The following is a 22484-nucleotide window of genomic DNA, read 5'->3' as shown; positions in this document are numbered from 1 at the left end:
CTTAATTTATACAGTAATAATTTATTAATTTTAAATTAATGGCTTGGTTATTTTCATTATAAATACACCGCAACTTATTAAGTAAATAATACGTCAAATCTAGGATAAAAAATGAACAATAAAAACACTCATTTCGCTCGAAACTTACTTGTTGCTGGGTGCGCCACCGCAGGGCTTATTACTGCTGGTTATTTTTACGTTAAGCATCAAGAACAATTTCCAAACACTGATGATGCTTATGTTCACGCTAATATTGTATATATTGCACCGCAAGTCAGTGGCAAAGTCATTACGACAGATGCAACAGACTATGCCACGGTAAGTAAAGGGGATTTATTAGTACAAATTGACCCTGCTCCATATCAAGCAAAACTTGATGAAGCAAAAGCCGCTTATGAAATCGCAACATCAAACAACGCAGCCACAGACGATGCAATATTAGCGGCCAGTGCAGATGTAAAAAGTGCGATGGCGACACTGAGTGATGCTCAGGTTTCGTATAAAAGAATCAAGAAATTAGCAGCGAAAAATTTACTTCCAGAGCAAACCTTAGATGATGCTCGTCAGAAATTATCATCCGCAGAAAACAATGTCACCGCAACAAGAGCCCATATGTCTCAGCTAATCAAATCTCAAGGAGCAAAAGGTGAGGCCTCTCCTGAAGTGAAAAAAGCGGCAGCAGCATTAAGCCAAGCGAGTTTATCGCTTTCATATACGAATATCTTTGCTGACCATGATGGAACGTTAGGCAAAGTTGAAGTTCATCCAGGTAGTGTTGTTGTACCCGGACAAGCATTAACTCCTCTTGTAGAAGCTCATTCGTATTGGGTACAAGCCAACTTTAAAGAGACTCATGTAGGCCGTATAACAAAAGGCATGAAGGCCACTATCACCTTAGATCTTTATCCTAATGTTAAATACGTCGGCACTATCGAAGCAATTTCTCCAGCCAGTGGCGCTTCATTTTCATTACTTCCTCCAGAAAACGCAACGGGCAACTGGGTGAAAGTACCGCAACGCTTCCCGGTTCGCATTAAGTTAGATAGCGATCAAAACAAACTGACGTTTCCTTTACGTGTAGGTGCTAGCGCATCAGTAACGGTTGATACATTAGCGGCTCTCGCGAAATAACCGGCAAAAAGGAAACCATCATGACCAATGTCATTACATCGGCAGAACAAAGCTTGAAGGATAAAGGCGATTCTAAACGAACGTTAGTCACCCTCGCGATTATGCTTTCAGCCATCATGGTATTGCTTGATATGACCATTGCTAATGTTGCCCTTCCACACATGATGGGCGCATTAGGAGTCACTTCAGAGCAAGTCACATGGGTACTAACTTCCTACTCAATGGCTGAGGCTATCTTTATTCCTCTTGCTAGCTTTTTAGCTCTTAAAATAGGCGTCAGGAAACTACTATTAGTTTCTGTGTCTGGTTTTATTATCACCTCTGCGTTATGTGGTCAGGCTGATTCATTGGCTGAAATGGTCACTTTTCGGATCATGCAGGGGGCATTTGGCGCCTCTGTTATTCCATTATCACAATCAATCATGATTCAAATTTATCCACCAGAACAACGTGGTAAAGCGATGGCGTTGTTTAGTGTTGGGATATTACTCGGCCCCATTCTTGGCCCAACATTGGGTGGGATAATTACTCAGAATATGGATTGGCGATGGATCTTTTATGTCAACCTTCCTGTTGGGCTTATTTGTTTATCTTTAATTTTCTTCTATGTGAAAATTGAAAATAAAGGTCAGACTAAAATTGATTGGCCTATTGTAATAGGCATGGCATTAGGGATTGGTTTATTGCAAATGGTACTTGATCAGGGGAATGAAAAAGGCTGGTTTAGTTCTAATTTGATTCTTTTTTCATCTATTATTAGTGCTATCGCTATTGCTTATTTTGTTCGACGTTCATTCAAAATTAAAGGGGATATTGCTCCTATATGGCTACTAAAAGATCGAAATTTAGCCGTATCTTGCTTAGTAATGGCAGGGTTTGCAATGGGCATGTTTGGTATTACCCAGTTACAACCCATGATGTTAGAGCAATTGCTAAATTACCCTGTTGATACGACAGGTATTGCAATGGCTCCCAGAGGACTAACCTCCGCAATTGTATTAATCATGCTTGCGGGATACATGGATAAACTAAATACAAAAATGTTGATTGTTGTGGGTTTACTGCTCAACGCGTACGGCACGTATTTAATGATGAAATATTCATTAAATATCGATATGTTTTGGATTTTGCTCCCTAGTATAATCCAAGGCGCGGGCATGGGGTTGGTATTTTCACCATTAAGTCAACTGGCTTACTCTACGTTATCGAAACAAGATGCAGTGAGTGGCGCAGTTGTATTTAACTTGTTCCGAACTATTGGCGGGTCATTTGGTATTTCGATAGTGAATACTTACTTCAGCCGAATGGAACAAAAAGAATGGAATTCACTCGGTGGCGACCTCACATTAAGCAATCCAATACTACAACAAGCGGCTCATTCTCAAGGACATCAAATTACTGATCCTTCGTTCTTGGTCCAAATACAAGCGTTACTGCATCAACAATCGACAATGATGGCGTTCGTATCTACCTTTGGGTTTATATTAGTCTCGTATTTATTGCTTATTCCTTTCATTGCTTTATTTAAGAAAAAACGACACATCACAAACAATCATTATAATTAACAAGCCAAACACCGTAAGTGACCACTCACTTACGGCGTTCTTTTATACTTATAATTAGCATAACTTCCTTACTCGAATGTATCTATATTAGCGATAATGTATCAGTAACAATAAAAAGAATATTCATCTACATGAATCCTCTTACCAGTTAAATATATCACCTACAAGCTAAGTATGAGAGATTAAACCATGAAACAACTGGTTACATATATTTATTACTGATGTGATAAATATAATGCGTCACAAATATTTCCAGTATAGAATCCCCGCTCAATGTCCAGTCGGTGTCTTCGCTATATCTTTGCTTAAGAGCAAGGTGATGCTGAACACAGTAGATTTGTGATAAATAGACGCTGGCCAAACTTACTCAACAAGAAGTGAGATTTGGTGATAACAGCAATGATGCGGCATTGAGAGAAGAAAAATGAGTCTTACAACAATAAAACCTACCATTGTTATTGCCTTAGGTGGTAATGCTTTATTACGTCGCGGTCAGGTCCTTTCTTATGAAAACCAACTTGAAAACGTGAAGGTTGCAGCAAAATCGATTGCTAAACTAAGTAAAGATTACCGTATTGCTATTGTTCATGGCAATGGCCCACAAGTTGGTTTATTAAGCCAACAAAACGATGCTTTTGATGCAGTACCATCTTACCCTTTAAGTTGTTTAGTTGCCGAATCCCAAGGGATGATAGCCACTATGATTGCACAAGAATTGCGTAATCTCGTTGATTGTAACGTAACAACCATTCTTACTCATGTTGACGTAGATAAAGCAGATCCCGCCTTTAATGACCCAATGAAATACATTGGCCAAGTCTATTCAGAATCAGAAGCAAAAGCACTTGCCGAAGAGTTTGATTGGTCTATCCGCCAAGACGGTGATTATTTTAGACGTGTTGTTGCCTCTCCTTCCCCTAAAAATATCCGTGAAAGTGAGTTAATCTCATTAGCTTTGCAACATGATCACATTGTTATTTGTTGTGGCGGTGGCGGTATCCCTGTTTGTACAGATCAGCATGGTATTACGACAAATATTGATTGTGTGATTGATAAAGATTCAACGGCCTCATTGCTCTCTCAGCAAATATCTGCTGACTACTTCTTAATTTTAACTGATGGCGATGGTGTCTTTTTTCATTACGGAAAACCAAACCAAGTTAAATTAGACATAGCGACAACTGAAGAACTAAAAGGCTATCCTTTTGATAAAGGGTCTATGCAGCCTAAAATTGATGCCATGATAAATTACGTAGAAAGCGTAGATATATCTATTGGTATCATTACCGATTTGCATTTAGCACTAGAGGCTCTTAATGGAAGTGCGGGGACTAAAATCGTCAAAGAAAAATTTTATGATGATGCACTTTCTCATAATCAAAATGATGGTGAGTTGATCTCAGCTTAGCGGGGGGCTCAATTCAAACTAAAAAAGCCCTAACATATTATTAGGGCTTTAATATCAAGTAAGTATAGTTATAAATCATTTACAACACGGTTTCTTTAATCACCGTAAACACGCCAGCCTCTTTGTTACTTGGCGCCATAAAGCGGGCTGTCTCTTTTACTTGCTGATGCGCATTTTCCATCGCATAAGAGTAGTAGCTCTCTTGCAGCATTTCTAAATCATTTAGGTAATCACCAAAGCTCATCGTCTCTTCAAAACTAAAACCAAGTGTATTTTGTAAATGTTTAATAGCGGCACCTTTTGAGGCTTCTGCATTCATTATATCTAACCAAATTTTAGCACTAACCACCACTTGGTGCGTCTCTCCAAATTTAGCGTTAATGGTTGGATAAACATGTTCTTCTGTGCCATCAAAATGACAAATCGCCACTTTAATAAACTCATCATCAACCGCAAGAAGATCGTCTACATATTGGCAACGTTGATAGTATTTTGAAAACTCAGCCAGCGCTTTTGGGTCTTGAGTTTCGATGTAGGCTGAATTTTTTCCGCAAAGTACAATCTGCGTACCTTTGATTGAACGTGCTGTTTGAATGATGTTAATTATCGACGGCGTGTCCATCGAGCAACTGTATAGCTCTTTACCTTGATGCATCACTAACGTGCCATTCTCCGCAATGAACATCATGCGATCTTTCACTGGCTCAAAGGTTTCTAATAAGCTGTAGTATTGACGTCCAGACGCCGCTGCAAACATGATGCCTTTGTCTTCTAGTTGTTTATACAAATCGAAGAAACTTGGGTCTAATTGGCTCTGTTCATTAAGTAACGTGCCATCCATATCGGCAGCAATAAATTTTACATTGTGTTTTTGCATTGATCAGTACTCTGAGAAAAATTGAAGGCGTGAATCGATAAGAGTTGAGTATATACCTTAGCTTTCCTCGCTCCGAATGACTCTAGTTCAAAATGAGATCTTAATTTCAAGAAGCTCAAAAAGAAAAAGGAGCCACGAAGGCTCCTTTTGGGTTAATAACTTAATTCATTAATTTACTGTAAAGTTACTCATCATCGATTGGAACAAGCTTGGTACTGCCACCATGCAATCTTTCACGACGGCGTTGTACCATGGCATAGAAACCCGGGATAAGTAACGTACCAACCAATAACACACACAGTAAGCCGCCAATCAGTGACACACCCAGAGAGTTTTGGCTGATGTAACCCGCGCCTGATGCAAACACCAATGGCAGAATACCTAAGATGAATGACCACGATGTCATGTTAACCGCTCTGAATCGTAGACGACCGCCATTTACTGAAGCGTTATCTAAATCCGTCTCTTTCTCTTCACGCTCGTTTTTCGCAAACTCTACAATCAAGATGGCATTTTTTGCGGCCAAAGCGATTAAGAGAACCAAACCAATTTGAGCGTATAGATTCAATGGCATTCCGGCTAAATTCAAGGCGATAAAGGATCCTAATGTCGCCACAGGAACCACTAAAATGATCGCGAGTGGAATACTCCAACTCTCGTATTGTGCCACCATGAATAGATAGATAAAGATCAGTGCTAAGGCAAACGCATAAATCGCTTGGTTACCGGCTTTCACTTCTTGGTAAGCCATACCTGTCCATTCGTATTGGTAACCGTGAGGAAGCACTTCTGCTGCTACACGCTCCATTGCTGCAATCGCATCACCACTTGAATAGCCTTCAGCTGGTTGGCCTTGAATAACGGCTGAACGATACATGTTATAACGCCATGCAACATCAGGCTCAAATACCGTATCATAAGTAACCAGTGTACTTAGTGGTACCATTTGACCAGAACTTGCACGAACATGGAATTTATCCAAATCGTCCATACTGCTGCGATACTCATTGTCCGCTTGCATCGTTACTTGGAAGTTCTTACCAAACATAGTGAAATCATTAACGTAAATCGAGCCTAAGTTACCTTGCAGCGTCTGGAAGATAGAACCTAATGAAACCCCTAGTTGCTTAGCTTTTTCACGATTAATGTCCACATAGTAATGCGGAACATTGGCACGGAAAGTACTGAAGGTATATTGGATCTCAGGTTGCTGATTAGCCGTTTGAATAACGTCATTCATCACATTAGCTAAATCGGTACGGTTACGACCCAATGTATCTTCTAAAACAAATTCAAAACCAGAGGCTGCGCCCATACCCGGAACGGCGGGTGCACCCATCGCGAAGATCACCGCTTCTGGTAGTTCCATTGCAGCACGACCATTAATGCGATTGGTAATAGCGAATGAAGAGTTATCTCCCTCCATCTCATTACGTGCATCCCACGGTTTTAATTTCACAAACAATGACGCACCATTTGATGCAGCAGCACCCGTTAGAAATGCGTAACCATTTGCAACAGTAACACCATCAACACCTTGTTCTTGCTCTACAATCTCTAGTAATTTTGCAGACACTTCTTCAGTACGAGAAAGTGATGCTGAATCTGGTAACTGCACGTTAACCAGCAAGATCCCTTTATCTTCTTGAGGAACAAATGCCGTTGATGTGTTTTTCGCAAGGTAAGTTACCGAGCCAAGTGCAACAGCAAAGAACATCATCAAGATCATTGTTTTTCGAACAAAGAAGCCTGCAATATCACCGTATTTATTGGTTACATTATCTAGACCACGATTAAACGCTTTAAACCAACGAGCGGTATTATCGCCCCCCTGCTTTAGCACTAAAGAACACAATGCAGGCGAAAGCGTTAAGGCATTAATCGATGAGATAACAACAGCAATACAGATAGTTAATGCAAACTGTCGATACATAATGCCAGTAATCCCCGGTAACATTGCAACAGGGATAAACACCGCAAGCAAAACCAAGGTAGAGGTAACAATGGGTCCTGTTACTTCTTTCATTGCCATTAACGTCGCTTTTCTAGGACTTAATGAAGGGTCACGCTTCATGATGGTATCGACGTTTTCGATAACCAAAATAGCATCATCCACCACGATACCAATTGCCAAGATAAGACCAAATAACGTTACGGTATTAATCGTAAATCCCGTCATTAACATAACAGCAAACGTACCAATTAATGATACTGGAATGGCAACTACTGGAATCAAGGTGGCACGCGCACTGCCTAAGAACAGATACGTTACAGCAATAACCAATAGAATCGCTTCAATTAGGGTTTTAATTACCCCTTTGATAGACTCCGCAACAAATAGAGTGGTGTCATAACTGGTTTCATATGCCATGCCTTCAGGGAAGGTTACGCTGAGTTTATCCAGCATATCCATCACCGCTTGGCCACTTTCTAATGCATTTGCATCCGATTGAAGAGAAAGCGTTACAATAGACGCATCTTGTCCTCTAAATTGGCCATTACCATCGTAGAATTTTTTACCCAACTCTACACGAGCAATATCTTTTAGATAAACTGACGAACCATCATTATTAGCTCTAAGTACCACATGTTCAAATTCTTCAGCCGTTTCTAAACGCCCCTTTGTTACCAAGTTAAATTGCACATCTTGCGCACTTTCATAAGGCGCAGCACCAATTTTACCCGCGGCAACTTGTACGTTTTGTTCTGCTAATGCGGCTTGAACATCTGACGTAGTTAACCCTAAGTTAGTCATTTTATCTGGATCTAGCCAAACACGCATTGCGTATTCACCACCACCAATCACCCCAACTTCACTGATCCCGGTAACTCGTGCTAATTGATCTTTGATATTTAAATTAACGTAGTTAACCAAGAACTGATCATCGTACTTTCCATCAGGAGAATAAAAGTTCAGCACCATCAACAAGTCAGGCGAGCGTTTCTTAACGGTGACACCGACCATGCGTACTTCTTGCGGCAGTTTAGATTCTATCTGCGCCACTCGGTTCTGAACATTGACTTGAGCCATGTCAGGATCAGTGCCCACATCAAAAGTGACATTCAAGGAATATGAACCATCATTGGCACTTTTAGAAGACATATAGATCATGTTTTCAACCCCATTGACCGAGGTTTCTATTGGATCGGCAATGGCTTGCTCTACTACCTCTGCACTTGCCCCTGTGTAGTACGCATTCACGCTTACCGAAGGTGGACTGATTTTTGGGTATTCCGCCACAGGAAGAATGGCTAGCGCAATCGCTCCGGCAAGAGTGAGAATAATAGAAATAACCAGAGCAAATTTAGGACGCTGTATAAAAAAACGACTTAACATATTAAGACCCCGTATTTTCTAAACGAACCTGAACACCATTTCGAACACGCTGTAATCCTTTCACTAACACTTGCTCGTTAGCCTCTAAACCAGAACTAATGATCACCCCTTCTGGTAATTGCTTACCCAAGGTCACATTGCGTCTTTCTGCGATATTTCCTTCCGTTAATACCATCACAAAGCTGCCTTCTAAATCACTTTGCACCGCACGGCGTGGCGTAACAACTACGTTCGTTGGTTTCTTTTCACGCAGGTTTACGTTGATATGCTGACCAGGAAGTAATGTAAAATCAGGATTTTGAACCAACGCTCGAAGGGTTAATGTGCCTGTCGTTTGATCGATACGATTTCCGATGTAATCAATTTTACCTAAATGGTTATATTCTTTATCATTCTCAAGGTTCAGTACTACCTCTACTTGGTTTGAAGCACCAGAACCATCTCCCTTCACTTGATCTATTCCCATCAACAATCGTTCACGTTCACTGATAGTAAAACGAGTATGAATTGGGTCTAAGCTAACCAATGTAGTAAGTTCACCCGATGCAGAAGAAACCAAATCACCAATACTTACCTTACTGTCACTAATACGGCCAGAGAAAGGAGCAAGGATTGTCGTATAAGAAAGATTCACTTCTGCAAGTTTCAATTGCGCTTGAGCCGATTCAACCTGAGCTTCACCACTCAATAATTGAGCCGTTAAACCATCAAATTCAGCTTGGCTAATATTGCCTTTAGGGAGAAGATTCTTACCTCGTTGGAAATCAAGCTGTGCTTTTTTCAATTCAGCATTAGCTTGAGTAATACCTGCTTTTGCATTAGCGACTTGGGCTTCAAAAGAAGAAGGATCAATTTGGAAAAGTACATCGCCCTTAGTGACCATTTGGCCTTCTTTAAATGAGCGAGATTGAATGTAGCCAGAGACGTGAGCAACAATAGAAGCATCTTCCATTGCTTCAATACGGCCAATATAGGTTTTACCTTGTTGGTATTGGATTGATTCTACTGTATGAGCGGCAACCAAAGGGGCTTGAGGCGTTGTTTTTGTCGTTGCGTCATCACTACAACCAACGAGCAAAGCGGCACTAATCAAAGTGGCAAGAAGTGTTTTTGATTTCATAAAATAACCATTTAACTGTCGAATTATAAGTATTCTGACAGTTAAACGATTGAAATTATTAGATTAAAATTAGAGAGATTGTTACTGAATGTGTCTGTAATTTACGTTTAGTCAAATTTAGAAACGATTTACAACTAAATAACTGATATAAAACAGATTTCATCTAATTCTAAAAGCTTACAAATTTACATTCGCTTGGAATGTCCATGCTACAAAACGACTAATTTTATGACCTTGTGCCATATCAACCGTTTTAATAGTTTTTACACCTAATCGAGCAAGCTCTTGATACAATGCATCAACGTTTTCTTTCTTAGATATTAATGTCGTAAACCATTGAACTTGCAGTGCAAACTCACAACTCTCTTTTGCCATTTTAGTAATGAACGCTAGCTCTCCACCTTCACACCAAAGCTCTGCTTTTTGACCACCGAAGTTTAATTTTTTCACGCCTTTTAATTCATTATAAGCGTGTCCTTTCTTCGATTTACTTGTCGCTAAGTTCTGCTGTTTACGCTCTGATCCTGCTGTTGCTTCTTCTTCTGATGCATGGAACGGAGGGTTACACATCGTGAACGCAAATTCATCTTGTGACTTGATAATACCTCTAAAGATATTTTCTTCATTCTTTTGCTGACGACACTCAATACTCTTCTTCAGGCTTGGGTTATTGTTCGCAATGAACGACGCCATTTTTAATGCTTGAACATCAATATCAGAACCAACAAAGTTCCATTTGTATTCACGGTGACCAATGATAGGGTACACGCAGTTAGCGCCCACACCGATATCTAAACCACGAACGTTTTTACCTGTTGGGATCTCACCTTCATTAGTAATTGCAAGTAAATCAGCAATGTTATGAATGTAGTCAGCACGACCTGGGATTGGTGGACATAAGTAACCTTCAGGAATGTCCCAAAATGGTACATCGTAGAAATGAGCTAATAATGCTTTGTTCAATGCTTTAACAGCAAGAGGATCTGAAAAGTTGATTGATTCATTACCATATTGATTCGTTTCAACAAATGCTTTCAGTTCAGGAGACGTCGCAATCAGCGCAGGAAAATCATAACTTGCATTATGTTTATTACGAGGATGCATAGATTTTTTAATCGGAGCTTCGTTATTATTCTTAGATGCCGATTGATTTTTTGAAAAATGAGAATGAGACATGTGAACTCAATGGTAATAAATAATGGCGGATATAATAGCTTATCTTCAGCATAATTACTTTAAATAACGAAGATAAAGCCACGGGAAAATACGACTTTTGATGTATAAAAAAAGCACCCAATGTACGTAAACATTAGATGCTTCTTATTCAAGAATAAACTTTTTTAATTAGAATGCTTGAGGAGCAAAACCAGTCATTTCTTTAAGACCAAGTTCTCTGCCCAAAGCAGTCATTGGATGAACAATGACTAGGCCACGAACTGATTTTTTCAGCTTACCCATATCTGCTTGTTCAGCTTTAGTAATCGCACGTTTGAAATCAAGGTTACGAACTTCTGTTCCTTTATTCCCTGTTTCAAATTGCTTTTTACCATTTAATTTTGCAACTTTCTTTTCTAGCGTTTGGATTTCATGCAAAAACTGTTTAACGACAGGTTGATCGTCACGCTTTTGTGCAGCGTCTAAACGGTGCTTACAACGATCTAAACGGTTATGAATTTTTTGCAGTTCTTCTTTTACACTCATGAAATTACCTTAGTATTGAAAATGGTGCGTATCGACGCTACCTGATAGTATACCCTCTAATAGAAGTTCGATCATAGGTTTATTACATGTTAACCATTTCAAATTACGTTCAATTAGCCAGTTGGGAAATTGAACTCACCGCGATTAGAGCACAAGGTGCAGGTGGTCAGAATGTAAATAAGGTCTCAAGTGCGATTCATTTACGCTTTGATATCAATAACTCAACACTGCCCCCTTTCTATAAAGAACGACTTTTAAAAATGAAAGACAGTCGCATTACTAAAGAAGGGGTTATCGTAATTAAGGCTCAACAATTTAGAACGCAAGAAAAAAATAGAGAAGACGCACTTGAGCGTTTAAAGGTATTGATTCAATCTGCGGCTGAAACTCAAAAAGCACGCAGAGAAACAAAGCCAACACGTAATTCGCAACGTAGACGTGTAGACAATAAGACCCAACATGGTCAAACAAAGAATATGAGAAAGAAGGTAGACTACTAATGACATATCAGCAGACGTTAAAAGATGTATTTGGTTTTGATTCTCTAAGAGGTGGCCAACAGCAAGTCATTGAAAAAGTACTTAATGGCCACTCGTCTGCTGCTATCTTCCCAACAGGTTCGGGGAAGTCTTTATGCTACCAATTGCCAGCACTTTTATTGCCTAATCTCACATTGGTTATTTCACCCTTACTTGCTTTGATGAAAGATCAAATTACCTTTTTAAAAAGTAAAGGCATTGCGGCAGCATCCATTGATTCAACCCAAACTCGCGAAGAAACCCAAGCCATATTACAAGGGGTAAGAAACGGCGACATCAAAATTTTGATGATTTCCGTTGAGCGCTTGAAAAATGAGCGTTTCCGTCAATTTATTGCACAGATCAACATTTCATTATTGGTCGTCGATGAAGCGCACTGTATCTCAGAATGGGGGCATAATTTTAGACCCGATTACCTCAAGCTCCCTCAAGACAGAGAGGCCTTAAATATTCCTCATGTATTACTCTTAACGGCAACGGCAACGCCTGCGGTTATTGAAGACATGAGTAAAAAGTTCAAAATAGACAAAGACGATATTGTAATCACCGGCTTCTATCGCCCTAATTTGGATATTTCAATTATCCCTGTAGAAGAAGAACAAAAGCGATCTGCTTTATTTGCCACTCTACAACAAAGACCAAATGAACCAAGTATTGTTTATGTCACGCTACAGCAAACGGCTGAGAACGTAGCTCAATGGTTACAAAGCAATGGCATTCAAGCAAAAGCCTACCATGCAGGTTTGAAACACGATATTAGAGAAGACATTCAACATAAATTCATGAATGGTGAGCTTAATTGTATCGTTGCAACGATTGCGTTTGGTATGGGGGTCGATAAATCAGATATTCGTCAAGTTATTCATTTTGATTTACCAAAATCTATTGAAAATTATTCACAAGAAATTGGACGAGCGGGCCGCGATGGAAATCCCTCTTTTTGTACTGTACTTGCTAATACCTCAGGTTTGAATGTTTTAGAAAACTTTGTTTATGGTGATACCCCAGACAGAGAAGCTATCCAATACGTATTAGATGATATTTATAAATCTTCGGATACATGGGAAACCCAACTGTTACGTCTATCTAAAGACAGTAATGTTCGTCAATTACCATTAAAAACACTGCTAGTTTATTTGGAACTCAAGCAAATCATCCAAGCAAAATACAGTTATTACGCAGATTATCGCTTCAAAACCTTAATCCCAGTCAATGATATTATTGGTAAATTTCAAACCGAGCGCCAACATTTTGTATCTACCATTTTTCAATGTTCTCCAAAATCAAGAACGTGGCATACCGTTGATTTTGATGCGCTTTGGATGGGATATCAAGGTGAGCGTAAACGTGTTATTTCTGCGTTAGATTACTTTCACGAACAAGGCTGGATAGAACTTGAAAGTAAGTTAATGACAGAGGTTTATCAAGTATTAAATAAAGTAGAGAGCACTCACGTACTTTCTCAAGAACAACATCAATTGTTCAAAAATAAAGAAGAAAGTGAAATTAAGCGTATTCATTCCATGCTCGATTTCTTTGAAACAAAAACATGCTTAAGCCATTCACTCGCCAATTATTTTGCTGACTTTAATGCCCCAATAGAATGCGGTCACTGTTCAGCTTGTCGCTCAGAAGGCGCTCATTTGCCAAGAAACAATACCTTCTTTGTTGCTGATGATGAACAAGTGAAACATTGGTGCCAAGAGTTACAGAATAACAGTAAAACTCCTCTTGCTAACGCTGTGTTTGCTCGATTTTTATGTGGTATACCAACCCCTCTGACAACAAAAATCAAAGCAAATAAAATGCAAGGCTATGCAAAATTCGAATCCAAACCTTTTTTTGAAGTACTTGAATTAGTAGGTAAATTAAACGGGTAAGTTATAAACTGTGAGCGTGTTTACACTTACTACACGCTCAGTGAACCCCATACGTTATAAGTGATAATATCATTTCTTAATGCTGAGATTTCAGTATCTATTGGGAGAGGATATGATCGAACATTTTTTACTATTTTCAGATAATAAATCTGCTGTCCATTTTACCGTTCCTGAAAATATGACCTTGAACCAATCTATTGAAGCTTCCGATGTTCATCAAGCTTTATATTCTATCGGTGCCGGTCAGTTTTATCTTTTTGAAAAAGAAATAGAAACGATCATTTCTGCAATCAATACTGGCAATATTGCCTCTATCAATAATGTTTTGATTGCTCAACGCTTAAATGCTGAAATAGCCATCGATCTTCAAGAAAACGAAATGCTCGCTTCTATGACAGTAACTGGTGCTTATGGTGGGCACCCTTTACGTGCTCCTGAGATTATTGAAGTATTAAGTCATCATCATATCGTTAAGGGCATTAAAAAAGAAAATCTCAAAGCTCTTTTAATTAAAAGTAAAAATCTAGAACCAGGAGAAGTCTGCTCAAATATTATCGCTTGTGGTCGAAGAGCCGAAGAAGGTCAAGATACCGTATTTGAACCTCTCGTTCCTAATATTAAAGAGCGCATATTACAACCGCAAGAAATGGATGATGGTCATGTCGATATGCGTAACTTAGGAGATGTGATTAGCGTAAAGAAAAATACACCATTGATGAGACGCATACCTGCAACTCTCGGGATAAATGGCAACACGGTAACCGGAAAAATTATCACTGCTGCGCAAGGAAATGATATCCCCTTCACTCTTTTTCCTGGATCATTCGTATCCCAAAATGACCCTAATCTTCTTCTGTCTAATATTGATGGAACTCCTCTGATCCATCATGCAGGCGTTAGTATCAATAATTTACTTACCTTAAAAAGAGTCAACGCTACAACGGGCCATGTTTCATTTGAAGGCAGTATTTTTATACAAGAAGATATTGAATCAGGAATGAAAGTAACCGCTACCGGTTCTATTATTGTAGGCGGTTTTATTGAAAATGCTGAAGTAACGGCAAAGCATGATATAACCGTAATAAATGGCATTATAGGTCGGCCTGTACCAGAAGGGACTCCCTTAACTTGCATTGTAAATACTGAAGGTCAAATCACGACTAAACTCGCTCAAAACTCGCATTTGATGGCTCACAGTGATATTCGTATTACATTGCATGCTAACCACTGTTTAGTCGAATCTTTAGGCTCTATTGTGGTCATTGATGAAACAGAAAAAAATGGAACAATAAGTGGCGGAAGCGTTACTGCAAACGGGTCAATAAAAACAGCGAATCTAGGTATTGAAGGGGGGGCTTATACTAAAGTTCATGCTTTCCATCATTTCAATACGCAAAAAGAAAACTTACATTTACTACAGAAACGTCTAGATGATGCAAACGCTCAAGTTGTAAAAATTGCACAAATAAATATTAGCCGACAACCTCCAGAATTAGCAGAAAAAATCCTTCGTTCAAAAGAAAAATCAACTCAAGATTTATTGGCTCTAAAGTCTCAATTAGAGAAAGAACACATTATTTTTAATGCTCACTTAAGAGAAAGCCACATCTTTGTGACAAACAAAATTTTTCCTCGTGTTGATATTCAATTTAATACCGAGCACTTAATAACAAAACGTGAATATAGTCCCAGTAAAATATCTTACTCTGGTTATGAAATTAACATTGATCCCGTCATGATTAAGAAAAAAATATAATATGACTTTTTATATTTTCCAAATCTTAGACAAAAAAATAGCATTGGCGATTACGCACAATGCTATTTTTATTTGGCTAACTTAAAGCAATAATTACTGCTCAGCTAAGACCATGTTCTCTTCTTTATTCGATTTAAATACCAATACCGCACCAATGAATAAGAACACTAATTGCAATAACATAACGCTACCCATTGAGATAGGTCCTAAGTAGCTAATACTTGATACCATTGCACTTGCTGCTACACAAAATAGCATTTGTAAAAAGTTTAATAGACCTGAAGCAACAGCGCTGCCTTCTTTAAAATCCATTAGTGCGTTATTTACAACAATCGGGTATACCGCGCCATTCGCTGCCGCTAAAAAGCAGAAAGGGATCAGCATTGGAATGATTGATGTAGGTTCCATGCGCCAAGCAATTAAGAACACCACACTGACACTCGCAATTGATAATTTTAAAATCCAAGGAAGTACTTTTTGGCTTTCAAAACGCTCTAGAGCCCAACGACAACCGTAACCACCAACAATGAATGCGATTGTCTGTGGAATGTAACTTAAACCGATGTCTGCACCTGAATAGCCCATTTGAGTCATTACAAAAGGTGATCCAGTTAACCATGCAAAGAAAATTGCAGAGCTTGCTGCGTAAATAAGCATATTACCTGTGAATTTTTTTGACTTAATAACATCACGGAATGTAACGGCTTTACCTGATGTTAATTTTTCTTGTTGTGGTTCTTTATCTGCAGCCGTTCTTACCGCTAAACCAACACCAATAACCGTTAGTGCAACAAAAATCATCGACCAGCCATAGAACTTTTCAATTGCGGCACCCAGTAAAGGTGCTAATGCAGGAGAAAGCGCTACAAGAGGCATAATGGTTGCAAAAATACGCTGTGATGTTTTTGCATCATAACGTTGAATCACCATTGCTTGCCAAATTACGTTAGCGCTACATGCACCAAGTGCTTGGAAGAAACGTGCAACTAATAGCATTTCGACACTGGTTGAAAATGAAGCAACTAAACTGCTTATTGCGAAAATAGTTAAACCAATGATAAGTGATTTTTTAGTCCCCAACTTTTCAGTCAAACGCCCATAAAAAAGTTGACCAATAGCCATACCAAACAAGAAAATACTTAAGGTTAAACCGATCATACTTTCAGTTGTTGCCAAATCACCGCGAATAATATCAAATGCAGGTAAATACATGTCTGTTGCTAAAAAGCCCAGCATACTTAGGCCAGCAAGCCAGATATAAGGAATAGATTGTTTTTGCTTATCCATGTTCTTTCTCCAAAGATGAACATATTTCTAGAATTATTTGCATTCTATTTGCTAGTTGCTACTCTTGTGAAACGATAATATTTGCACTTTGCATCAATATTTTTGATGCGAATAATTTACCATCAGGTTTTTTATGTTTTCTTACCACGAATTAATCACAATTGAGTCTGTAGCACGCCTTGGTAGTTTTAGTCATGCCGCTGAAGAATTGCACAAAGTACCCAGTGCAATTAGCTATACAATTAAGTCTGTTGAAGATCGGTTAACCGTGTCTCTTTTCACTCGTTTGCATCGCAAAGTAGAATTAACCGCTGCTGGTGACTATTTTGTTGAACAAGCCAGAAAACTTCTTAAAGAGATGGAGGACATACGTTTAAATACACAACGCGTCGCGAATGGTTGGCAACAAAGTGTCTCTGTGGCACTAGATAATGTCGTTCGTGAAAATAGTGTAAACCAACTGGTTCGTGATTTTTATGCAACCTTCCCAGATATAGAGCTTCAATTAACAATGGAAGTATTTAATGGCGTATGGGACGCCTTAATGACAGGCAGAGCAGATATTGGAATCGGAGCAACAGCAACAATACCCATTGGCGGTAATTTCTCATACCGTCCAATGGGGGAGCTTTCATGGGACTTTGTCATGAGCACAACTCACCCACTCGCAAACTATAACGGTGCAATCCCCGACTCTGAATTAATGAAATACCCAGTAATATGCTTAGAAGATACTTCTCGTATATTACCAAAACGAACAACCTGGCAACTGGATAATCAACGTAGATTGATCGTTCCTAATTGGCACAGTGCTGAACAGTGTTTTATTGATGGTCTTGGTGTTGGTGTTATACCGAGCCATAAAGCAAAGCGATTATTCAATTCCGGAAGTATCATTAATAAAGAGATCGAGAATAATATCGACCCAAGCCCATGCTGCTTAGCTTGGAACAAAAATAATGAATCTATCGTAATTCAATGGTTATTGGATTATCTCGGTGACACTGAAAAACTAAACTCAGAATGGTTAAGATAATCAAAAAATAAAAATGCCAATAACCATAAGCTCATCGGCATTTTTATTTCATCATCAAGATCCAAACACAATAAAGTCAAGATCATGGCGCTAATCGGTCGATCTCCCAATTATCTTGATCTTTACTATATATAAATCGATCGTGTAAGCGACTATCACCACCTTGCCAGAACTCAATCGAATCGATGTTAACTCTAAAGCCACCCCAAAATTTTGGTACTGGGATCTCGCCTTTCGCAAATTGTTGCTTCAGTTCTAGATATTTACCTTCTAACGCTGCTCTCGCGGTCAAACGACTGCTTTGTTTACTTGCCCACGCCGCAATCTGACTTTCTTTCGGTCTTGACGTGAAATACTTCATGTTTTCTAGCGCCGTCAGTTTTTCAGCCGTACCAGTAATATGCACTTGGCGCTCAAGAGGGTGCCAAGGAAAATGCAATGAAATTTTGCTGTTATCTTCAAGGTGCTGTGCTTTTCGAGAAGCAAGATTGGTATAAAAAACAAAACCAGTTTTATCAAAATGTTTTAATAAAACAATGCGCTGAAAAGGTTGTCCATTTTTGTCAACCGTAGCCACTGTCATGGCTGTTGGGTCTGTCAATTTAGCTTCGACAGCTTGTGTTAACCACAGCTCAAACAAGTCGACGGGTTCCTGTGGTAAATCCGCTCTACGTAGGCCGCCAAGGCTATAATCACGGCGGATATCTTCTAATTCCATTACTATATCTCCAACTGCTTTTTCTAAATTGTGCTCTTTTGAAATAATTTAATCAAGAGTTAGACCTTGAGGTGTTGTAACAAGTAAAAGGGCCCTAAATAGGCCCTTTATCTAGTTCACTCTCTATAATCAATTATTATCATCTAACTTAAACAGTTGATTATCTAATAGTTGAGTTAATATTTCTGATTGATTTGAGAAATTGGCATCTTCTAATCCAAATGAACCAACGCCACCTTCAACAATGATGGTGTGATTATTATTAGAATCATCGGTAATAGCTAACGTTAAGTCATCACCACTTTCTGATACCGTTACATGAGACAATAAATCTTCCATATCAACTGTGCTATCACTGCCGCTAATAATGTCCATTAGATCAATCAAATCCTCACCGACAGTAAAATCTTTAATTGTATCAATGCCAGTATCAGCTCCTTGATCCACCCACTTAAAGATGTCTTCACCCGTACCACCAACTAAAATATCATCACCTAATCCACCGATTAGAATGTCGTTGCCTTCATGGCCTAAAATAATATCGTCACTATCAGTGCCTACGACAACATCATCACCTGTTGATGCATTTAAGCTTGATGTGACGGTAGTATTAACTTCACCGCTTGGGCTTATATTTAAAGTAACAAGCTGCTGATTTTCAACTCCATTATCACTCTCAGTAGTATAAATCACCTCAAAAGCAACGGATTTCCCTGACTCAATAACAGGGGCTGATAACGATGGCTGAAAATAATAAGAACCGTCTTCTTCAATACGTAAATCACCATATTCAGTATCAATAAGTAACTGATTACCATCTTTAGTTACAGTGTATGTTGAGCTCGAAATAACACCATTGTGGTCAATAACTCGCAGTACTTCTGTTTTAGTTTCATCGATAATAATGGCCGCAGCATCTAACCCTATGATCCCCATAAGTAGTGCTCCTGCTTGCCCAATAGTAGGGCGAAGTTTTGGTAGCTCAGTCAGTAATTGCCCATCCGTAAGATAAATAACCTTATCAGAAATTTTATTTAGTCCGCTTAGCGTTGTATTTTCATCTCTTACAATACCAATAGCCGTCACATCTTTGCCTATAATAAAATCTTCCCAAATATCTTTCGGTCCGTTATTACCACCTTGCCAACCACCATCATTATTACCATCACTAAAGAAGTAAACGACATCATTGGTTTCTCCTGTAATATCGGTAACTTGAGCGTCTTGATAGCCCGAAATTACAGCGTAGATACCTTCTTCATAATCAGTACCTCCATCAGGATAAAAATCTTCATCCTCATTTTCATTAGCAATATCAACTAAAGCGGCATTTAATGCATTAATTGCACTTTGAACGGTGAACCAACCAAGCGATTCTGCATTTTCATCCTCGGAGTGATGTTTTTGGTTATCAAAATCAACCAGCTGAACGAGAACCTCTTCAGAACCTTCTTGAACCTTCACATTATTAAGCATGGCGATAGATGCTTCTAAAACTAGCTCCATCCTTGTTTTATCTTGATCTAGGTTTGAGTCATCAGATTCAAACGGTTTATGATCCATACTACCCGATGAATCAAGAACTAAAGAAATCAATGTTGTTGGCGTTTCTCCACCTTGATCTGCATATATATCTTGGCTAGGTGATGCATTAACAGTTGTTGTCGCTTCTGAATTATTTGAAGATTCTTTTGCAACTGCTGAAACATCAATATCAAGAGTTTCTGCCGATGGATAACGAACAATTAAATTATCGTAATTAACCGTTTGAGTATCTTGGCCAATAATATCAATCACCCAAATTTGCTCACCGTTGATATCTTTAAATTCTCCAAGAGGTTGGTTGGTGTCTTTATCAAAAATTTGAGCACCAGCAGGAAGACCTGAAATAATAATAGCATCTAAATATTCACTGCCATCTATATCCATTACAGATGCGGATAAATCTAGTGTCGTTTCTGTCTCTTGTAAAATCGTATACGTTCCATCAGGATTTAGCTCAACAATGGCATCAGAGAAGATTAATCGCTCGATTTCATACAGATGGTCACCTAAATTAGCATCCCAGTCACCTGAAGGATTAGCTGATGAGTCTATTCCCCTAGAATCATAGACTGCCCATTTATCGACACTTCCACCAGCATCACCGTGATTTAAAATCGAATAATCACTAATTGAACCAGAATAAATGACAACATCGTGACCATCATTATTAATATTTGAACTTGAATCATCTCCATCAATTTTATCATCACCAGCACCTCCGATAAAAAGATCATCTCCATAACCACCAAGAAGCATATCTGATGAGTTAGTTCCAATTATATGTTCATTATCAGAATCGCCAATCACACGACGTTCAATGCCAGCCAATTCTACGCTATCTATATTTACACCAAGAGAGGTTTGTTCTTCCAATGTAAGAACTTCTCCATTAATTAATTTGTCATGAATAGAGGGATCTATTGAAAGAATCGTTGATATCGATTCACCTAAAACAACAGATAATGTTGGCTCATCAGCAACAGCATTAACGATAAGTGTTGCTGTTCCTGTTGATGATTGATATCCGTCGGTCGCTGTTATTTCAAATTCAACTGCATTATTACTATCAAAATGTGCATTTTCTGCAGGCGTAAATTGAGCACCTATAACTTCATCACCGTTAAAAATAAGCTCTAAAGAACCAAATGCTGGATCAACCGTAATATTAGTTAACGTAACATCATCTCCATCCAGATCTGATATCAGCAAGTCGTTTAAATTTAATGGGATAGCGACATCTTCATCCGTCGCATTAAATACTGAATCATCAATGATTGGCGCATTATTCATCGCACGCTCAGTACTGTCAGTTGAAACAGTAATAATACCAGTATCGGTAGCATCATCACTATCTGTTGCTTGATAAGGAATATCTTCACTCACCATAGCATCAACAACTTCAATACCTTGTAATGTCACATTCGAATTTGACGCAGTGGAACCCTCTCCATGAACGGTATAAACCCGAATTTGGTCAAAGCCGCTATCAAGTTGAAGATTAGCGGTAAACTCACCACTACCATCATAAATATTATGAGTTTCATCATCGAAGATGTAAGGGCTTTCTCCAACAAGAACCCCATCTTTAAATAATAAGATATGAATTTCAGCATTCGCATTACTATTTTCTGAATAATTACCAAAGACACTACCAAAATCAATATTCACTTCTCTAATATCAATATCTGTTGTGTTTGTATTTCCTACATTAGTAAAGTCCACTTCAATATAGTCTTGCGAATTTACATCTATTTCACTACTACCAACACCAAGTCCAGTTTCGTTTACTGCTGAATCATAATAAAGTTCATCTGCCGTTAATGTACTTGTCGTATCAGGTCGATCTCCAGAATAAGTTCCCCCTGACACAATAACACCGCTAGCTAAAGTGAAAGACGTTACTGCTCCATTATTATAATTAGGAGCAAAATCTTCGGCTGCATTAAAACTCAAATCATCATTTATTGTATCGTTAAGTTCATATTCAATTTGAGAATCTTCAGTTAATACCGTTGTTGCTGTTATTTCAGTACGAGTATCACCATCAACAAGATATAGAGTACCGAACTCTGGTAACTCAGTAATGTTGATTCCAACAGATTTATCATCTGTAGTACTAGCATCGTCTTCAATATCACTCACATGAGGTGCGAAAGTAAATTGAACGCTTGTATCATCTGTTAATGTAATTTCAAAATCAGTAGCAATAGGATCTGAATTAACCGTCACATCTTGCGTGATCGTCGCTTCGTTGCCTGCCATATCCTCCGCTGTAATCGTTAGGCTGTTTGAACCCTCGGCCAGCGCGTTGATGATCGCAATGGTGTAAACACCATTTGCATCCGCGGTACCTATTGCTGTCTGCGCTTGATTGTTGGCATCTGTATAAGTAATCGTCACAATAGCGCCAGCTTCTGTAACTCCGGTTATATCTGGTGTATGGATATTAGTGACAGTATCGGCGTTTGATCCAGTATTGGATTCATTTGTAATATCAGAAGTTAAACCAATAACTTGATGTATCGACCGTATGGGTTGATGTTGCAGTGCTGTTAATCGTGTTGCCCGCCGCGTCCGTTGACGC

At 38.8% G+C, this 22484-nt stretch carries 15 protein-coding genes; 7 read left to right on the top strand and 8 right to left on the bottom strand.

The window, feature by feature from the left end; translation table 11 throughout:
• The first annotated feature begins 111 nt into the window (after window positions 1-111).
• The 3 genes from A6E03_RS04475 (at window position 112) to A6E03_RS04465 (ending at window position 4104) form a co-directional block, all read left to right on the top strand.
• The gene (locus A6E03_RS04475) at window positions 112-1131 is read left to right on the top strand and encodes an HlyD family secretion protein (RefSeq protein WP_065600252.1); all 1020 of its coding nucleotides are present in this window, start codon (window positions 112-114) and stop codon (window positions 1129-1131) included.
• Window positions 1132-1151: 20 nt separating this feature from the next.
• Window positions 1152-2696: a DHA2 family efflux MFS transporter permease subunit gene (locus A6E03_RS04470; protein ID WP_065593049.1), complete on the top strand. Its 1545-nt coding sequence runs from the start codon at window positions 1152-1154 to the stop codon at window positions 2694-2696.
• Between the two features lie 424 nt (window positions 2697-3120).
• Window positions 3121-4104, top strand: a complete 984-nt coding sequence (locus A6E03_RS04465) for a carbamate kinase (protein WP_065600251.1) — start codon at window positions 3121-3123, stop codon at window positions 4102-4104.
• Between the two features lie 79 nt (window positions 4105-4183).
• Here A6E03_RS04465 and A6E03_RS04460 read toward each other — a convergent pair whose 3' ends face one another.
• From A6E03_RS04460 to A6E03_RS04440, 5 genes are all read right to left on the bottom strand, one after another.
• Window positions 4184-4981: a Cof-type HAD-IIB family hydrolase gene (locus A6E03_RS04460; protein WP_065593051.1), complete on the bottom strand. Its 798-nt coding sequence runs from the start codon at window positions 4979-4981 to the stop codon at window positions 4184-4186.
• A 184-nt stretch (window positions 4982-5165) separates the two neighbouring features.
• Window positions 5166-8318 (bottom strand): efflux RND transporter permease subunit, encoded by a 3153-nt coding sequence (locus A6E03_RS04455; RefSeq protein WP_065600250.1) that lies wholly within the window; start codon window positions 8316-8318, stop codon window positions 5166-5168.
• A 1-nt stretch (window position 8319) separates the two neighbouring features.
• Window positions 8320-9438, bottom strand: coding sequence for an efflux RND transporter periplasmic adaptor subunit (locus tag A6E03_RS04450; protein ID WP_065593053.1), 1119 nt, complete (start codon window positions 9436-9438; stop codon window positions 8320-8322).
• Between the two features lie 177 nt (window positions 9439-9615).
• Window positions 9616-10542 (bottom strand): 23S rRNA (adenine(1618)-N(6))-methyltransferase RlmF, encoded by a 927-nt coding sequence (gene rlmF, locus A6E03_RS04445; protein WP_176703455.1) that lies wholly within the window; start codon window positions 10540-10542, stop codon window positions 9616-9618.
• A 240-nt stretch (window positions 10543-10782) separates the two neighbouring features.
• Window positions 10783-11139, bottom strand: a complete 357-nt coding sequence (locus A6E03_RS04440) for a YibL family ribosome-associated protein (RefSeq protein ID WP_065593055.1) — start codon at window positions 11137-11139, stop codon at window positions 10783-10785.
• A gap of 86 nt (window positions 11140-11225) precedes the next feature.
• On the opposite strand from A6E03_RS04440, the gene arfB reads away from it, so the two are divergent.
• The 3 genes from arfB to A6E03_RS04425 all read left to right on the top strand — a co-directional run bounded on the left by arfB (window position 11226) and on the right by A6E03_RS04425 (window position 15314).
• Window positions 11226-11639, top strand: a complete 414-nt coding sequence (gene arfB / locus A6E03_RS04435) for an alternative ribosome rescue aminoacyl-tRNA hydrolase ArfB (RefSeq protein WP_065593056.1) — start codon at window positions 11226-11228, stop codon at window positions 11637-11639.
• A complete protein-coding gene (locus A6E03_RS04430; protein WP_065600249.1) occupies window positions 11639-13558 on the top strand; it encodes an ATP-dependent DNA helicase RecQ in 1920 nt (639 codons plus the stop codon). Before arfB ends, A6E03_RS04430 begins: the two co-directional genes overlap by 1 nt.
• A 112-nt stretch (window positions 13559-13670) precedes the next feature.
• Entirely contained in the window at window positions 13671-15314 is a 1644-nt protein-coding gene (locus tag A6E03_RS04425) for a DUF342 domain-containing protein (protein ID WP_065600248.1), read from the top strand.
• A 93-nt stretch (window positions 15315-15407) separates the two neighbouring features.
• Here the strand turns inward: A6E03_RS04425 and punC are convergent, their stop codons facing one another.
• Window positions 15408-16601, bottom strand: a complete 1194-nt coding sequence (gene punC, locus A6E03_RS04420; RefSeq protein WP_065600247.1) for a purine nucleoside transporter PunC — start codon at window positions 16599-16601, stop codon at window positions 15408-15410.
• A 133-nt stretch (window positions 16602-16734) separates the two neighbouring features.
• Here punC and punR point away from each other — a divergent pair, with 133 nt between their 5' ends.
• Entirely contained in the window at window positions 16735-17637 is a 903-nt protein-coding gene (gene punR, locus A6E03_RS04415) for a DNA-binding transcriptional activator PunR (RefSeq protein WP_065600246.1), read from the top strand.
• An 82-nt stretch (window positions 17638-17719) separates the two neighbouring features.
• On the opposite strand, the gene pdxH is transcribed toward punR, so the two are convergent.
• Window positions 17720-18355: a pyridoxamine 5'-phosphate oxidase gene (gene pdxH, locus A6E03_RS04410; RefSeq protein ID WP_065593061.1), complete on the bottom strand. Its 636-nt coding sequence runs from the start codon at window positions 18353-18355 to the stop codon at window positions 17720-17722.
• A 129-nt stretch (window positions 18356-18484) separates the two neighbouring features.
• Window positions 18485-22393 carry an Ig-like domain-containing protein gene (locus A6E03_RS20195; RefSeq protein WP_255310601.1) on the bottom strand — a complete coding sequence of 1303 codons (3909 nt, stop codon included), beginning with the start codon at window positions 22391-22393 and terminating at the stop codon, window positions 18485-18487.
• Window positions 22394-22484: the final 91 nt, after the last annotated feature.

The sequence above is a fragment of the Aliivibrio sp. 1S128 genome (genome assembly GCF_001691065.1).
Lineage (GTDB): Bacteria > Pseudomonadota > Gammaproteobacteria > Enterobacterales > Vibrionaceae > Aliivibrio.
The sequence above is the reverse complement of the archived record's forward strand: the minus strand, read 5'-3'. Positions and strand labels throughout refer to the sequence as shown.

Excerpts from the sequence above, each read along its gene's own strand:
- A6E03_RS04475 (WP_065600252.1), top strand. The coding sequence starts at position 112 with ATGAACAATAAAAACACTCATTTCGCTCGAAACTTACTTGTTGCTGGG.
- A6E03_RS04470 (WP_065593049.1), top strand. The coding sequence starts at position 1,152 with ATGACCAATGTCATTACATCGGCAGAACAAAGCTTGAAGGATAAAGGC.
- A6E03_RS04465 (WP_065600251.1), top strand. The coding sequence starts at position 3,121 with ATGAGTCTTACAACAATAAAACCTACCATTGTTATTGCCTTAGGTGGT.
- A6E03_RS04460 (WP_065593051.1), bottom strand. The coding sequence starts at position 4,981 with ATGCAAAAACACAATGTAAAATTTATTGCTGCCGATATGGATGGCACG.
- A6E03_RS04455 (WP_065600250.1), bottom strand. The coding sequence starts at position 8,318 with ATGTTAAGTCGTTTTTTTATACAGCGTCCTAAATTTGCTCTGGTTATT.
- A6E03_RS04450 (WP_065593053.1), bottom strand. The coding sequence starts at position 9,438 with ATGAAATCAAAAACACTTCTTGCCACTTTGATTAGTGCCGCTTTGCTC.
- rlmF (WP_176703455.1), bottom strand. The coding sequence starts at position 10,542 with ATGCATCCTCGTAATAAACATAATGCAAGTTATGATTTTCCTGCGCTG.
- A6E03_RS04440 (WP_065593055.1), bottom strand. The coding sequence starts at position 11,139 with ATGAGTGTAAAAGAAGAACTGCAAAAAATTCATAACCGTTTAGATCGT.
- arfB (WP_065593056.1), top strand. The coding sequence starts at position 11,226 with ATGTTAACCATTTCAAATTACGTTCAATTAGCCAGTTGGGAAATTGAA.
- A6E03_RS04430 (WP_065600249.1), top strand. The coding sequence starts at position 11,639 with ATGACATATCAGCAGACGTTAAAAGATGTATTTGGTTTTGATTCTCTA.
- A6E03_RS04425 (WP_065600248.1), top strand. The coding sequence starts at position 13,671 with ATGATCGAACATTTTTTACTATTTTCAGATAATAAATCTGCTGTCCAT.
- punC (WP_065600247.1), bottom strand. The coding sequence starts at position 16,601 with ATGGATAAGCAAAAACAATCTATTCCTTATATCTGGCTTGCTGGCCTA.
- punR (WP_065600246.1), top strand. The coding sequence starts at position 16,735 with ATGTTTTCTTACCACGAATTAATCACAATTGAGTCTGTAGCACGCCTT.
- pdxH (WP_065593061.1), bottom strand. The coding sequence starts at position 18,355 with ATGGAATTAGAAGATATCCGCCGTGATTATAGCCTTGGCGGCCTACGT.